The organism is Kitasatospora sp. NPDC101235 (assembly GCF_044767505.1).
Lineage (GTDB): Bacteria > Actinomycetota > Actinomycetes > Streptomycetales > Streptomycetaceae > Kitasatospora.
In genome coordinates, this window is sequence record NZ_JBIWNZ010000011.1 from 42,860 (window position 1) to 56,619 (window position 13,760).

At 74.4% G+C, this 13,760-nt stretch carries 12 protein-coding genes; 5 read left to right on the plus strand and 7 right to left on the minus strand.

Annotation, left to right across the window (positions count from 1 at the left end; all coding sequences use genetic code 11):
* Positions 1-99: 99 nt before the first annotated feature.
* The 3 genes from ACIRRH_RS19660 to ACIRRH_RS19670 form a co-directional block, all read right to left on the minus strand.
* Positions 100-1,047 (minus strand): hypothetical protein, encoded by a 948-nt coding sequence (locus ACIRRH_RS19660; RefSeq protein ID WP_403068685.1) that lies wholly within the window; start codon positions 1,045-1,047, stop codon positions 100-102.
* Entirely contained in the window at positions 1,041-1,520 is a 480-nt protein-coding gene (locus ACIRRH_RS19665) for a hypothetical protein (protein ID WP_403068688.1), read from the minus strand. The genes ACIRRH_RS19660 and ACIRRH_RS19665 overlap by 7 nt, the downstream gene beginning before the upstream one ends.
* A 281-nt stretch (positions 1,521-1,801) precedes the next feature.
* Complete coding sequence (locus tag ACIRRH_RS19670) at positions 1,802-2,668, minus strand: hypothetical protein (protein WP_403068691.1); 867 nt, start codon at positions 2,666-2,668, stop codon at positions 1,802-1,804.
* A 139-nt stretch (positions 2,669-2,807) separates the two neighbouring features.
* Here ACIRRH_RS19670 and ACIRRH_RS19675 point away from each other — a divergent pair, with 139 nt between their 5' ends.
* The 3 genes from ACIRRH_RS19675 (at position 2,808) to ACIRRH_RS19685 (ending at position 5,413) form a co-directional block, all read left to right on the plus strand.
* A complete protein-coding gene (locus tag ACIRRH_RS19675) occupies positions 2,808-3,293 on the plus strand; it encodes a pyridoxamine 5'-phosphate oxidase family protein (protein ID WP_403068694.1) in 486 nt (161 codons plus the stop codon).
* Positions 3,294-3,368: 75 nt separating this feature from the next.
* Positions 3,369-3,821: a MaoC family dehydratase gene (locus tag ACIRRH_RS19680; protein WP_403068697.1), complete on the plus strand. Its 453-nt coding sequence runs from the start codon at positions 3,369-3,371 to the stop codon at positions 3,819-3,821.
* Positions 3,822-4,207: 386 nt separating this feature from the next.
* Positions 4,208-5,413 carry an MBL fold metallo-hydrolase gene (locus tag ACIRRH_RS19685; RefSeq protein ID WP_403069174.1) on the plus strand — a complete coding sequence of 402 codons (1,206 nt, stop codon included), beginning with the start codon at positions 4,208-4,210 and terminating at the stop codon, positions 5,411-5,413.
* 34 nt (positions 5,414-5,447) lie between these two features.
* On the opposite strand, the gene ACIRRH_RS19690 is transcribed toward ACIRRH_RS19685, so the two are convergent.
* The 3 genes from ACIRRH_RS19690 to ACIRRH_RS19700 form a co-directional block, all read right to left on the minus strand.
* Positions 5,448-6,401, minus strand: coding sequence for a DUF389 domain-containing protein (locus ACIRRH_RS19690; protein WP_403068700.1), 954 nt, complete (start codon positions 6,399-6,401; stop codon positions 5,448-5,450).
* 155 nt (positions 6,402-6,556) lie between these two features.
* Positions 6,557-9,265 (minus strand): DUF6493 family protein, encoded by a 2,709-nt coding sequence (locus ACIRRH_RS19695; protein WP_403068702.1) that lies wholly within the window; start codon positions 9,263-9,265, stop codon positions 6,557-6,559.
* Positions 9,262-10,656, minus strand: a complete 1,395-nt coding sequence (locus ACIRRH_RS19700) for an SWIM zinc finger family protein (RefSeq protein WP_403068705.1) — start codon at positions 10,654-10,656, stop codon at positions 9,262-9,264. Before ACIRRH_RS19700 ends, ACIRRH_RS19695 begins: the two co-directional genes overlap by 4 nt.
* Positions 10,657-10,864: 208 nt before the next feature.
* Between ACIRRH_RS19700 and ACIRRH_RS19705 the strand changes: the two genes are divergently transcribed.
* Positions 10,865-11,704, plus strand: coding sequence for an acyl-CoA thioesterase (locus tag ACIRRH_RS19705; protein WP_403069177.1), 840 nt, complete (start codon positions 10,865-10,867; stop codon positions 11,702-11,704).
* Between the two features lie 91 nt (positions 11,705-11,795).
* A complete protein-coding gene (locus ACIRRH_RS19710) occupies positions 11,796-12,446 on the plus strand; it encodes a TetR/AcrR family transcriptional regulator (protein ID WP_224285151.1) in 651 nt (216 codons plus the stop codon).
* Positions 12,447-12,473: 27 nt separating this feature from the next.
* Here the strand turns inward: ACIRRH_RS19710 and ACIRRH_RS19715 are convergent, their stop codons facing one another.
* Positions 12,474-13,676: a sulfite oxidase gene (locus tag ACIRRH_RS19715; RefSeq protein WP_403068708.1), complete on the minus strand. Its 1,203-nt coding sequence runs from the start codon at positions 13,674-13,676 to the stop codon at positions 12,474-12,476.
* Between the last annotated feature and the right edge of the window lie 84 nt (positions 13,677-13,760).

The window sequence follows — 13,760 nt, forward strand, 5'->3', positions numbered from 1 at the left end:
GGTTCCGCCCTTCCCTCGTTCGTCTCTGGCTCGTCTGGCTGGTCGGTGTGCGAATCGCCGCGCGGGCGGGATCGGTCGAGCTCGATCAGGTGAGCTCGATCAGTTGAGCACCTGCATCTCGGCGACCTTGAGGTCGAAGGGCTTGCTGCTCTGGTTGATGCCCGAGATCGTGAACTTCCGCGGGTTCGACCCGCCGGTGACCACGACGGTGGCCTCCCAGCGCATCGTCACCGTGGCGCTGAAGACGCCGTTCTTCTCGCCGGCCGAGCTGGTCCTGAACTCGTAGCCGCAGTCCGGGGACTTCGCGTCACCGTACTTGGGGTCGTACGGCGTGCCGGGTGTGGTGCAGGAGGTCTGGAGGTGGTCGCCGAAGCTCCAGTCCGCCTTCACCAGCCGGGGTGTGACGGTGACCGAGATGCCCGCGACCGCCGCGCTGCCCGGCGCGGGCAGTGCGGCGTCGTCCGCCCAGAGCCAGACCGGGGCGTTGACCACCGCCGTGTTCTGGGGCGCGGCCCGGCCCACCGGCGGCCTGAAGCGGACCCGGTCGTAGGCGTTCTGGATGGCCGTGGCCTCCGCGTTGACGTTCTGCCCGTCCGGCGCGGTGGGTTCGAAGACGATCTCGGCGCCGCCCATGCCCCCGTCGGTCTGCGGGCAGACCTTCGTGTAGAGCGCGCCGTCCTTCGGGTCGTGGCCTTCCCACTTCGGGTCGCCCGCGGGCGGCGGGTCGTCCAGCGGCCGGAAGTAGCAGCCCTTGTCGCTGCTGAACCAGCCCAGCTGGGGGTCGTGGCAGGCCCATGCGGCGTCGTGGTAGCTGCACAACTGCGGTCCGGTGTCGGAGCCGCCGCCACCGGAGGGCTTGGAACCGCCGGGCCCGGGGGTCTTTCCGCCGGAATGGGCGTCCACGCAGATCACGTTCGTCGTGCACTGCTCGGCCCCGCCGCTCGGCGGTTCGTCCGCGGTCGCGCTCACCGCCGAGGACAGCAGCAACCCGGCCGACATCGACGCGGCGACCGCGATTCGCCGGGCCGGTTTCCGCGCGTTCAGCATGTCCGGTCCACCTCCCGCTTGAAGTCGTAGATCAACCAATGCGCTTGGAACCAGCGCAGGGACGCGGTTCCGACGTACCGGTACAGGCGTGATCCGGGATCCCTGGCGGCCCCGGTGACGGCATCGACGCGGTGCCAGCCCGACAGGTCGACGCAGTCCTCGATCACGGCGGTTTGCGGATCGGCTTTCAGATCAATGGCCTTGACCACCGCGGAATTGCGCGGCGTTCCGGCCATCACCACTTTCGCGTCGCGCAGTTGCCGGAGGCTGACCAGGCTGTCGGACAGCGCACGCCCGGAGGAGTACTGCTCCAGTCCGTAACCGTCCGAATCCGACCGCCCGAAGACCTCGGCCTGAGTCTGCCACCAGTCCTGATACGCCTTCAGGGCCAGTCGCCCCATGGCCCCTTCCGGACCGCTGGTCGGCGCGATCGAGCCGTTTACCGAACCACTCGAAGGAGTTAGCGGGTTCACTCCCGCGACGGTGGGCGCAGCCGACCCGATGCGATCGACGGAACCGCCCGCACCTCCGCTCGCACAAGCACCGAGCAGCAACACCAGAACCGCCCCACCGACCCCAACCGCCCCAGGGCGCAACACATTTCCGCGCTGCCGCATGGCCCCACCTCGTTGCGACCGACCCGATCCGTGATCCACGGCCGCCAGGAGAATTCCGCCGTCCCGCCGGTGTTTCCGCTGGGGATCGATTCTTCGCCAACCCACCCCATCACGGCAACACCTCAGGCCCCCTGACCTTACGCGGAAGGCGGTTCCTTCGGGGCACTTTCCCGCCACAGAACGGCCAACAGTTCTTCGGAAAGCGACAATCCGGCCAATGCGCCCCGAACCGCGGCCCGATTGCGCATCAGGAGACGTCCGGCGTACGGCGGATCGAGCAGGCGCGCGCCAGGCGCACCCGAACTACCGGCCGGTTCTCCACCGTCCGTCAGCGCGGCCACGGCCGACTGGAGATCGAGCGGGGCGACGGCCGCGGGGGCACCCGGGACGCCCTGGCGCAGGACGGTGGTCAGGGCCCGGCTGAACGAGCCCTCCCCGCCCGGCCGGACGGCGTCCCGGCCGCGTCTGCCCGGTGTGTAGCGGCTACCCGGGGTGTAGCGGCCGATCCGGCCCCACAGCGGGACCCTCGAATAGCTCAGCAGTTCGCCCGCACCGTCCTCGCCGCGCTCCAGCGCCACCCAGGTGTCCCGGTCGACCACCGCGTCGACCAGCAGCAGCGCCTCCTCCTGGTTCCCGTGCACCATCGCGCTGACCACCCAGTCCCAGGCCAGGCCCCGGCGGTAGGCATTGTCGGCGGTGCTGCCGGCGGTGACCAGGGCGAGCCGGCGCCCCCGCGGGTCCGCCACCATCTGGCCGACCAGGCAGACCAGCAGCCAGCGGCCCGGGTGCTGGGCGGCGTCCCGGACGGCGGTGAGCATCGTGTTGGCGTCCGCGTCCGGCGGCACCGCGGTGAGCCGGCAGCCGGCCGCACCGGTGTCGAAGAACATCCCGGGCAGCACGTCGGCGAGCAGCCGGGCACCGTCCGGCGCGAGCGCCGCACCCCCGAAGGCCCGGTCGGGCCCGCCGTCCGCCCCGATCACCACCAGATCGACCCCGCCCGCCATCCGGCCGCCCCCTCCTCCACCATTCCTCCACCGCCGGGCAGGCTACCGCCCCGGACGGCCGCCGACGGGGCTCCCGTCCCGTCCGCTCAGGGACCATGGGCCCTATCGACGCGCGCACCGACCGTGGACGATCGGATGCATGGAGCGTGAGGACCGTGTGGAGACCCTGAGCGAGGCCGAGTGCCTGCGACTGCTCAGCACCGTGCCCGTCGGACGCGTGGTGTACACCGAGCACGCGCTGCCGGCCGTCCTGCCGGTCTCCTTCGAGGTCCTGGACGGGCGGCTGGTGCTCGCCGTGCGCCGGGGAAGTGCCACCGCGCGCGGGCTTGACGGCACGGTGGTGGCCTTCCAGGCGGATCTGCTGGACCCGGTCACCCGCACCGGGTGGAGCGTACTGGTCCACGGACGGGCCGACGTGGTGAGCGACCCCGAGCAGGTCCGACGGGTGCTGCGCTCCGGCCTGCGGCCCTGGGTTGGCGATCCGGAACCGCTGTTCGTCGCGCTGGTCCCGGAGCTGGTCAGCGGCCGCCGGCTGTTCCCGACCTGGCCGGGCGCCCCGGGCCGCCAGTCGCGACAGCCGATGAACGCCGGGCCCGTGAACGCCGGTTTTCCGTTCGACTCCTGACAGATACCAATGGGTAGGCATACGCTTCCGGCGTCCTGATCCCTCCCCGGGTCCGTCCCCCACCAGGAGCGCACCGTGACGACCTTCGCCTCCCTCCCCGAGCTGACCGCCGCCGTCGGCACCGAGCTGGGCACCAGCCAGTGGCACACCATCGAGCAGCGGCAGATCGACCTGTTCGCCGAGGCGACCGGTGACCACCAGTGGATCCACGTGGACCCGGAGCGGGCCAAGGAGAGCCAGTTCGGCTCGACCATCGCGCACGGCTACCTGACCCAGTCGATGATCCCGGTGCTGGCGAAGGAGTGCTACGCCGTCGAGGGCGTGCGGATGGCACTGAACTACGGCTCCGACAAGGTGCGCTTCCCGGCGCCGGTGCCGGTGGGCACGGCGATCCGGGCCACCGCCGAGCTGCTCTCGGCCACCGAGGTACCGGGCGGGGTCCAGGCGGTGGTGCGGTTCACCGTGACCAGCGAGCGGAGCGCCAAGCCGCACTGCGTCGCGGAGACGATCACCCGCTTCTACGCCTGACGGAGAGCGGTCCGACGGGCGTTCGAGCCCGGGGCGGGCGGGCGTTCGAGCCCGTACCGAGCAGGAACCGAGCCCCGGGCCGGGCAGGAACGAGCGGGCCCGGGCACCACCGGCCGGCGCCGCCCTCCCGGGTACGCCGATTGGACCGCGCCGGGCTCTCCACCAGGTCCGGACGGCCCACGGCGAGTAACCTCCGACGAGATGGTTGTCGTAACGCAGCGACCCTACCCACTGCTGCGCTTCGCGCCCCGGCACGCCCGGTAGCCGTGACCGTCCCTGGAGGAGCCGTGCCCCGCCCCGCCCCGTGGTTCTCCCGCCTCGCCGGTCTGTCCTCGCAGCTCGTCCCGCCGTCCGCCGGTCCCGCCGCCGAGCGCGCCGTCCCCGGGCTGGCCGGACTGCCCCGGGCCGCGTGGCACCGGGTCCGGACCGACGCCTTCGGCGCCGAGCCCCGGGGCGAGCGGCTGGCCCGCATCCGCCGCTCCCCGCAGTTCGCCGACGGCGCCTTCCGCAACCCGGTACCGACCCGCCGCCTGGTGTACGAGCGCAGCCCGCTGGAGATCACCCGTGCCCAGCTGACCGGCGACAAGACCCGCCGGACGCCGACCGCCGCCGTGCCGGTGCACCGACTGCTCCCGGTCGACCTGGCCGCGCCGCCGGAGTCCGGGCTGCGGCTGACCTGGCTGGGGCACGCCACCGTGCTGGCCGAGATCGACGGACGGCGGGTGCTGATCGACCCGGTCTGGGGCGAACGCTGCTCCCCCTTCTCCTGGACCGGGCCCAAGCGGCTGCACCCGGTGCCGCTGCCGCTGTCCGAACTCGCTCCGGTGGACGTGGTCGTGATCTCCCACGACCACTACGACCACCTCGACATGGGCACCGTCCGGACGCTGACCGGGACGGACGCGGTGTTCGCCGTCCCGCTCGGGGTCGGGGCGCACCTGGAGCACTGGGGCGTACCGGCCGAGCGGATCGTCGAACTGGACTGGTGGGAGTCGGCCGAGGTCGCCGGGCTGACCCTGACCGCCACGCCGGCCCGCCACTACTGCAGCCGCGGTCCGCGCACCAGTGCGCTGTTCCTGTGGGCGTCGTGGGTGGTGGCCGGCGGCGGACACCGGATCTTCCACAGCGGGGACACCGGCTACTTCCCCGGCTTCGCCGAGATCGGCCGCCGGTTAGGTCCGTTCGACGCAACGATGATGCAGGTCGGCGCGTACAGCGAGTTCTGGCCCGAGGTGCACATGACCCCGGAGGAGGGCGTGCGGGCGCACCTGGACCTGGGAGGCGGGCTGCTGCTGCCGATCCACTGGTGCACGTTCAACCTCGCGCTGCACCCCTGGGAGGAGCCCGCCGATCGGGTGGTCACCGCCGCCCAGGCACTCGGCGCCCGGCTCGCCGTGCCCCGCCCCGGCAAGCCCTTCGAGCCCGCCACCCCGCCCGCCGTGCGCCTGTGGTGGCGCGCCGTCGCCACGACCCCGCGCGACATCTCGCCGCTGGTCGGCGAGCGGGCGGAGGAGGCGGCGGCTCCGGTCGCGGCCGAGGCTCGCGAACAGACGACGACGTTCAGCGAACAGATTTCAAAGTCTGTTCGCTGAAAGTTGTCGTCTGAAAGTTGTCAGCCGAAAGCCGTCACTTGTTCGCCTCCGCCGGCACGGCCCCCCGGCGCCGGATCAACGCCCACGCCCCCTGCTGGACGAGCAGGGTCAGCACCCCGGCCAGCACGATCCCCAGCAGGTTCAGCAGCAGCTGGACGCTGGAGCCCCAGAACTGCCTGACGTCGCCGTAGCCGAGCGCGACGGCCGCGTTGGCCGCGGCCGGGACGGTGGTCACCGAGATCGCCACCCCGACCAGGGTCCCGGCCTTCGAGGAGGTGAGCGAGAGCAGCCCCGCGATGCCCGCCAGGAAGGCGACCACGAAGGAGGTCGCGTCGGGCTGCCAGATGAAGGAGGTGTTCGGCCGCGCCGCGTCGAACTTCGCCTCGGTGAACAACCCGAGACCGTCCATCAGCATTCCGAAGCAGACAGTCAGGGCCATCGCCACCACGAAGCCCGTCGCCAGCGCGTTCAGCGAGCGCAGTGCCGGGCGCAGCCGTCGCTGGACGACCGCCACGCAGAGCCCGGCCAGCGGCCCGAACTCCGGCCCGACGGCCATCGCGCCGACCACCAGAATCGCGCTGTCCAGCACCGCGCCGCAGGCCGCGAGCATGGTGGCGACGGTGAGGAAGGCCAGGAACACCCAGGTGAGGGTGGATTCCTCGTGGGTGATCTCGGAGACCGACTCCCACACCAGCGCGTCGGCCCCCTCCCCGGGGGCCAGCCGCTCGGCCTCGTCGGCCGCCGCCGAGAGGGTCAGCTCGACCGGCGAGACGTCGATCGCGCCGCGCTCGGTCAGCCCCGTCCCGCGCAACGCGCCCAGGACCTCGTCCGCCGCCTCACGGGCCACGTCGCAGAGCACCACGTCCCCGGTGGGCCGGACGGCCGCGTCCGGGAGCAGGATGACGTGCGTCACCCCCACGACCTCGTCCAGGCAGTCCAGCACGGCGTTCCGAAGGTCAGGCGGGACGATCAGACGAAGGTGCAGCACGGGCGCTCCGGTGGGTAGGGCGGACGGAAGTCCCGCCCACCCTAGGCCCGCGCCCACCCTAGGCCCGCGCCCACCTCAGGCCCGCGCCGAGCCGAGCCCCGTGCCACCCCGGTCCCGCCCCCGCGCCCCCGCGCTGCGGGCCCGCCGCCCGCCCCTCAGGCCGCGAGGACGTCCCGCAGCGCCCGGGCCTCCTTGACCACCCGGCCCGAGCCGCCGCGCTCGGCCACCGCCGTCACCTCGGCGACCGGTCCGCGGGCCCCGGTGCGCCGGGCGCAGTCGGTGGCCAGCGCGATCAGGTCGCCCAGCCCGCGCGTCGACAGGTCGGCCCCCAGCAGGCCCGGCAGCGCCGGCCCGAGCACCGACCAGACCGTCCCCCGGGCGCCGGTCTCCGCCGCCAGGGTGAGCGCCGCCCCCAGCCGGCCGGCCATCACCGTGCCGCAGGCCACCAGGGCGCCCAGCTCGCGGCCGAGCAGCGCGCCGTCCAGGTCGCCGCGGGCGGCGAGCACCAGCAGGGCGTCCACCGCCGCCGTCCGGTCCTCGGTGTGCCGGGCGCCCAGGCCGTACGCCAGCGCCAGGTGCAGCGCGAGCCCGGCCGGACCGCCGGCCTCGGCGAGCAGCGGGAGGTGGCGGGCGGCGCCGCGTTCGTCCCGGTCGGCGCACTCGGCGAAGGGGTCGAGCCAGCGCGCGGCCAGCTCCTCCCGGTGCCAGGGGAGCATCGCGAACCAGTGGTCGATGGCCCGCCAGCTCCAGTCGTACACCTTGCGGGCCCGGGCCACGCTGGGCTCGGTGCCGTCCAGCAGCGCCCGCAGCTCGGCCGTGAGCCGCTCGCCGTCCGGCCCCTTCGGCCCGGCGCCGATGCCCGGCTGGGCGACGGCGATCCGCTCGATCTCCTCCCACCAGCGGTCCCCGTGCACGTTGGCGCGCCGCAGCCCCTTGCCGGGCGCGAACAGCACCCGCTCGGAGGGCTGCCCGGGCAGCCCGCCGGTGCGCAGCCAGTGCGCCAGCCGGCGCCCGGCCGGGGAGGTGAGCGCGTCGGCGGCCTTCAGCACCGTCTCGTCGGTGGCCGGGCCGACCCGCAACAGGGCCTGGGACAGGTCGGCCTTCCCCGGCTTGACGTCCGCCGCCTCGTACCCGGCGATCCGCTCGACCAGGACGGCCGCGCCCAGTGCGCCGGTGGCGTCGGTCGGGGTGGCCAGCAGGTACGGCAGCCGGGCCTGAAGAACCTGCCAGGCCGCCTCCTCCAGCCGGACGGCGAGGACGGCCCCGTGCACCGTGGTGCGCGCGCCGCGCAGCGGGGAGCGGCCCTTGGCGAGGTAGTCCCAGAGTTTCCACGGCGGCGTCTCGCCGGCCACCGCGGCCACCACGTAGAGGATCTCCCGGGGCGTGCAGTCCCCCCAGCTGCCGGTGCCGCGCCACGGGTGCACCCGGCGGACCGGCTCCATCGCCTCGGCCAGGGCCTTCCGGTCCCGGTGGGTCAGCCGGACCAGCCCGTCCAGCACCCGCTCGAAGGCCGCCACACCGGGCTCGCGCGAGGCGAGCAGGGCGGACAGCTCCTCCGCGAGCTCGGCCGCCGAGCCGATCGGCGCGCCGAGCGGGCGCGGTTCGGGGGCCGGCGGGAGGAGTTCGTTCCACCCGGTGTCCGGGTCGTCCTCGTCACCGCCGACCGGCGCGCCGAACAGCTCGCCCGCGCGCTGGTGGTGGACCGGGTTCAGCGTCTCGGCGGCGATCCGCAGCTCCGCCACCACCGCCTCCCCCGCCGTCTTCAGGTGACGGGCCACCACGTTCAGCGCCCGCTCCTGGACGGCCGCGTCCGGGTGCCCGAAGGCCTCGGCCGCAGCCAGCACCACCGGGCCGGAGCGCTCGGGCGCGCGCCGGGCGGCCTTCTCCAGCCAGGCCAGCTGGGCGCGGACCAGCTTCTTCTCGCTCCGGAACAGCACGACCGCCGAGGCCTCGGTGAGCACCTCGGGCTCGATCAGCCCGGCCTCGTCCAGCCCGGCGAGCACCTCCTGGGCGTGCCCGGCGAGCACCGACGGGCCGTCCAGCAGCGCCACCACGTCGCGCACCCGGGCCGCGTACTCCTCGGGCGTCGGGTCGAGTGCCCGCAGCACCTCCAGGAACGCCCGCTGGTCGGCCGGCTTGCCGCCGCGCAGCAGCCGGGCCAGGCAGCGGTCGAGCACCTCGGCCCGGTCCACCACGCCGGCCGCCGCCAGTTCGCCGATCGCCTCCGTCCAGACGTCGCCGGGGCGTGGGCTGAGCCGGAACGTCAGCGGCCAGCTGATGTCCGCGAGTTCGAACAGCTCGGGCACCAGCACCGGGGTGAAGGCGTCCTCGCGCAGCTTCTCGGCCAGCGGGGGACGCGCGCCGCCCAGGTCGTTGGTGCGGTCCATCCAGCCCCGGACGAAGGCCTCGCCGCGCGGCACCTCGCAGCCGGTGCGCCGGACCACGGCCTCCATCACCGGGTACATCGACGAACCCCAGGAGCGCACCGGCCGGGCGGCGAGCCGGGTGACCACCTCGACCTGCCACTCCACCGGCTGCGCCTCGACGACCTGGTGCAGCACCGAGTTCCGGGCCCAGTCCCGGGAGCTGAAGTCGCTGCCGGCCAGCCAGGTGGCGGCGCCGGCCGGGCCGGCGTGGCAGCCGACCCCGGCCACCAGCAGCCTGGCGCTGATCTCGGCCCTCTCCCGTGACCAGTCCTGGCGCAGCTCCTTGCGAAGCTCCTTGAGGGCGGGCAGGCAGGCCCGCCGCTGGGCCGCGTCCAGGGCGGCCAGCAGCTCCGGTATCCACGCCAGCCGTCCGGACCGGACGGCCGTCAGCAGCTCGTCGACCGGCCCCTGCCGGTCGGCACCCGCCGTCGTGTTCACGCTCCGGCCCCCTTCGCCTCCGTCGCCCCGGCGGCCGACTCCCGCACCATCCCGACCGCCAGCGCGTGCTTGCACGGCCCGCGTCCGCCCCGGTACTTGCCCCACCACAGGCAGGTGCAGCTCAGCCGCCCCGACTCGTCCGTCCGCACCCGCTGGATGTGGTCGTCCACCGTGACGACGGCCGTCGCCCCGCCCTCCTCCAGCCGTACCGCGCCCGCATCGACCAGCGCCCGGGCGGCCCGCAGCCGGGGGTTGGCCGCCTCGGCCCGCCCGGCGTCGTACGGGAGCTGCCGGTGGAAGTACGCGGCCTCGGCGGCGTCGTAGCCGATCTGCCCGGCGGTGCCCAGCCGGGTGAGCGCGGCGCGGACCCGCTCGGGGCTCAGCCCGGACTGCGCGGCGAGGTCCCCGACCTCGATCCGGGGCTCCCAGGCGAGCAGCACCGCGATCAGATCGGCGTCCTGCTCGGCCGTCCCGGTGGCGAGCGAGTCGAGCACCCCGCCCTCGCCGGAGAAGCCCCGGGAGGCGTTCGGCGACAGCGTCAGGGTCAGCCGCATTCCGGGCAGCACCGCCTCCCAGGCCGAGGCGGTCGGCTCCCCCGCCGCCACCGGCCCGTACACCCGCAGGGCGAGCGCGTGCCGCAGCACCCGCTGGAGCGCCACCAGCCGCTCGGGCCCGGGCAGGCAGACCGCACCCGGCACCGGCCGGGTGGTGGGCCGCAGCGTCTTGCCGGCCTGGACGACCCAGCCGACGCCGGCCCGCCCTCCGCGCCCGGCCCGCGGCAGCGAGCGCAGGAACCGGACCGCCTCGGCGGCGGGCAGCTCGGCGCGGAGCTCGAAGCCGGCGGCGACCACCTGGGTCTCGGCGAAGCCGCGCAGCCACCGCTCCGGCAGCGGGACCTTCTTCTCGACCAGCGGGCCGTCGAAGCTGGTGGCCTCCAGCGCGTCCGGCCCGACCGCGAGGTGCAGCGGGTCGGCCGGGCCGATCCTGGTCAGCGCCTCGCGCAGCGGGTTGTTGACGTCCACGTTGGTGGTGCCGTGGCCGATCTCGTCCCCGTCGAGCCCGGCCTGGAGCACGTCGAGCCGGGCGTAGACGCCGCAGCACCCCGAGAAGGACTCGAAGCGCAGCCGGTCCCCGTTGGCGGTCACCACCGGGTCGAGCGAGGCGCGCAGCTGCGGCTGGTAATAGCGCGCGGCGGCGACGTCCGCGACCGCGAGCAGCGCCGCGGCGGCCGGCGCCGGATCGGCCAGGAAGCCCGCGAAGAAGCGCGGGTTGGCGGCGGCGCCGAGCGGGGTGGCGCCGCCGGAGGTGGCCAGGTCGAGGCGCCGGCCCTCGGCGCCGTCCAGGACGGCCGACGGGCGCAGATAGCCGTACGCGTGTGCGGATTGCGTCATGCCGAGCACGCTAGGTGAGGGCACTGACAATCCTCCGGAAGGACCTCTGACTGGAACGTGTTCTATCCCATTGCCCGGGCGTGGAGCGGCGTTACCCAGGTCACACCGTCGCACCGTTGGCTTCTGCCACTATGGCTCCGTGAACGACCTGACTGAACCGCACGTCCGGGCCGAACGGCACGCCCGGCCGGCCTCCCCGTTCGCCGGGATGCTGGAGATCGAGCAGCTGAACGAGAACACGTTTCTCGGCCACTGCCATGCCGGCGCCCCGATGCGCACCTTCGGCGGCCACGTCGCCGCGCAGGCGCTCGTCGCCGCCGGGCGCACGTGTGAGGACCGGCGCCCGGTGCACTCGCTGCACGGCTACTTCCTGCTGCCGGGTTCCCCCACCCGGCCGATCGACTACCTGGTCGAGCGGGTCCGCGAAGGCATGTCGTACACCACCCGCCGGGTGACGGCGGTCCAGGAGGGGAACGAGATCTTCACCCTCTCGGTCTCCTTCAAGCACCCCGAGCCGGCCGCCGACCGGCAGCGCGCGGTCCCGCCGCTGCCCCACCCGGAGTCGCTGCCGGACGCCGTCGCCCAGCTGCCCGAGCAGGTGCGCCGGGCCGTCGCCGCGACCGGCGGCTTCCACGACCTCGACGTGCGGTTCGTCCCGTCGGACACCCCGGGGCTGCCGCCGGCCGCCCCCGGTCTGCTCCAGCAGTTCGTCTGGATGCGCACGGCCTCCCCGCTGCCGGACGGCGACCCGCTGCTGCACGCCGGCGCGCTCACCTACCTGTCCGACCTCACCCTGGCCTCCACCGCCGGGCTGAACGTGCAGCCGAGCTTCTTCCAGCGCACCGAACCACCCCGACTGCTGATGGCCTCCCTGGACCACGCGATGTGGTTCCACCGCCCCTTCCGGGCCGACGAGTGGCTGCTGTTCGCCCAGCGCAGCCCGTCCTCCTCGGACGGCCGGGGCCTGGCGCTCGGCGAGTTCTACGACCTGGACGGCCGACTGGTCGCCTCCGCCGTCCAGGAGGCGCTGATCCGCGATCCCTCGTGACACCCCCGGCACCCCGGTGACCTCCGGACGAACGGAAGGGGGCCGGACGGCGTCATACTCCTGAGCGGCCCCGGCCCGTATCATGGTGCGGGTGACCAAGGTTGACCTGTCACCACGGCCGGTGGAGGCGATGTCTCCGCGCCAGCTCGAACGCCGCGAAAGCCTGATCGCGGCTGCGCTCGCCCTGGTGAACGAGATCGGCGTCGAGCGGATGCAGATGAAACAGGTCTGCGAGCGGTCCGGAGTCGCCCTGGGGACGGCGTACCGCTACTTCTCCTCCAAGGACCACCTCCTGGCAGCGGCGATCGCCGAGTGGCATCGCCTGCTGCTGGCCGACCTGGTGGCCGAGCTGCGCGGGCCGAGGGCCGGGCTGGGTGCCACCGACCGGGCGGTCCGGTTCGTCCGGGGCGGGATGCGGGCCTACCAGCGGCAGCCGGAACTCGCCCGGCTGCGGGTGGCCGTGGCCGCCTCCACCGATCCGTTCGCCAGCGAAGCCCTGCAAGGCATGGCCCGGGCCGACAGCACCGCCCTGCAAGCGGTGACGGCCGAGGTGCCGGCCGCCGCGAGCGACCTGGTGCGGCACATCGTCGCCCACGCCTGGCAGGGCGAGCTGACCGCCTGGGTGACCGGCCGCACCACCCTCGGGGACGCCCGGCGGCGGCTGGAGGACGTGGTGCGGCTGGTGCTGACCCCGTACGAGACGCGGTACCCGGCCCCGTACGAGGCCCATTCCACCGGCTGAGCGCGCGTCGGCTCGCCGGCCCGCGGCTCAGACCACCGTCACCGGGTGGGCCACCACCGCACCGAACAGGTAGCCCTCCCGGTTGAACACCGCCCGCTCGGGCTGGGTGTCGCCCCGGTCGTCCGTCGCGCGGGCGCGCAGCTCGTACGGCCCGGGCCGCTCGGGGCGCCAGTCGACGCTCCAGCGCGTCCAGCCGTCGGCCTGCGGCTCGTCGCGCAGTTCGGCGCGCCGCCAGGTCCGGCCGCCGTCCGTGCTCACCTCGACCAGGCGCACCGCCGCCGATCCGGACCACGAGCGCCCGTGCAGCCGGTGCTCGCGGCCCGCCGCGAGCCGCGCACCCGCGGCCAGCTCGAAGGCGCTCTTGACCACCTGGGTGGTGAGCGGGTCGCCGCCGCCGGGCGGGTAGTCCGGGCCGAACATCCGGTAGAAGTCGGTGTTCCACGGCGAGTGCAGCGGATGGTCGGCGACCTCCACGCCGCCCACCCACTTGATCGAGGCGATGCCCACCCAGCCGGGCACCACCAGCCGGGCCGGGGCACCGTGGTCCGGGGTCAGCGGCTCGCCGTTCATCTCGTACGCGAGCAGCACGTCGTCCAGCGCCTTGGCGATCGGCAGCGGGCGGCGCACCGGACCGTAGTTGGTGCCGCCGACGACGTAGTCCGGGTCCAGGCCCGCGGGCAGCACGTCCACCGCCGCGCCGGTCAGCCCGGCGGCCCGCAGCACCTCGGCCAGCCGGACGCCCCGCCAGCTCGCCGAGCCGACGCCACCGAGCGTCCACGGCGTGCCCGGGACGGGCTGGCCCTGCTGGCTGCGGTAGAAGCTGCGGCCGTTGCCGGCGCACTCGATCAGCGCGCTGATCCGTGTGGACGGCAGCTCCCGCAGGTCGTCCAGGCCGAACTCGACCGGGCGCTCGGCCGTCGGGGCGCCGCGCAGGCCGCTGCCGAACAGCTTGAGCCGCCACGTGTCGGGGTCGATCAGCGGGGTGCTGGTGTGGTTGCGGACGAAGAACCGCTCCACCGGCACGTGGCGGCCGATGACGGCATCGCCGTCGGCGTCGCGGAAGGCGTCCCAGCGCGTCTCGGCGTTGGTGCCCCGGGGCACGAACCACTGCGCGGGCAGCGGTTTGACGATCCCGGGCACGGGCCCGGGCACCTCCCCGGCGGCGCGTGCACCGTCCCGGGCGTCCGGCGCCGGGGTTCCTTCGTCCGGAGTGCGGACCTCGTCGTCCATGAACGGCGTTCCTTACGTTTCAGCGTGGGCGGTTCGCGGTGCGCGCGACCACGGCCGGGGCCCGAAGGCTGCCCTGGACGGGCT

Bases quoted from the DNA above. Each gene is read 5' to 3' on its own strand.
- ACIRRH_RS19700 (WP_403068705.1), bottom strand. From the start codon at position 10,656: ATGACGCAATCCGCACACGCGTACGGCTATCTGCGCCCGTCGGCCGTC.
- ACIRRH_RS19670 (WP_403068691.1), bottom strand. From the start codon at position 2,668: ATGGCGGGCGGGGTCGATCTGGTGGTGATCGGGGCGGACGGCGGGCCC.
- ACIRRH_RS19705 (WP_403069177.1), top strand. From the start codon at position 10,865: ATGCTGGAGATCGAGCAGCTGAACGAGAACACGTTTCTCGGCCACTGC.
- ACIRRH_RS19660 (WP_403068685.1), bottom strand. From the start codon at position 1,047: ATGCTGAACGCGCGGAAACCGGCCCGGCGAATCGCGGTCGCCGCGTCG.
- ACIRRH_RS19675 (WP_403068694.1), top strand. From the start codon at position 2,808: ATGGAGCGTGAGGACCGTGTGGAGACCCTGAGCGAGGCCGAGTGCCTG.
- ACIRRH_RS19715 (WP_403068708.1), bottom strand. From the start codon at position 13,676: ATGGACGACGAGGTCCGCACTCCGGACGAAGGAACCCCGGCGCCGGAC.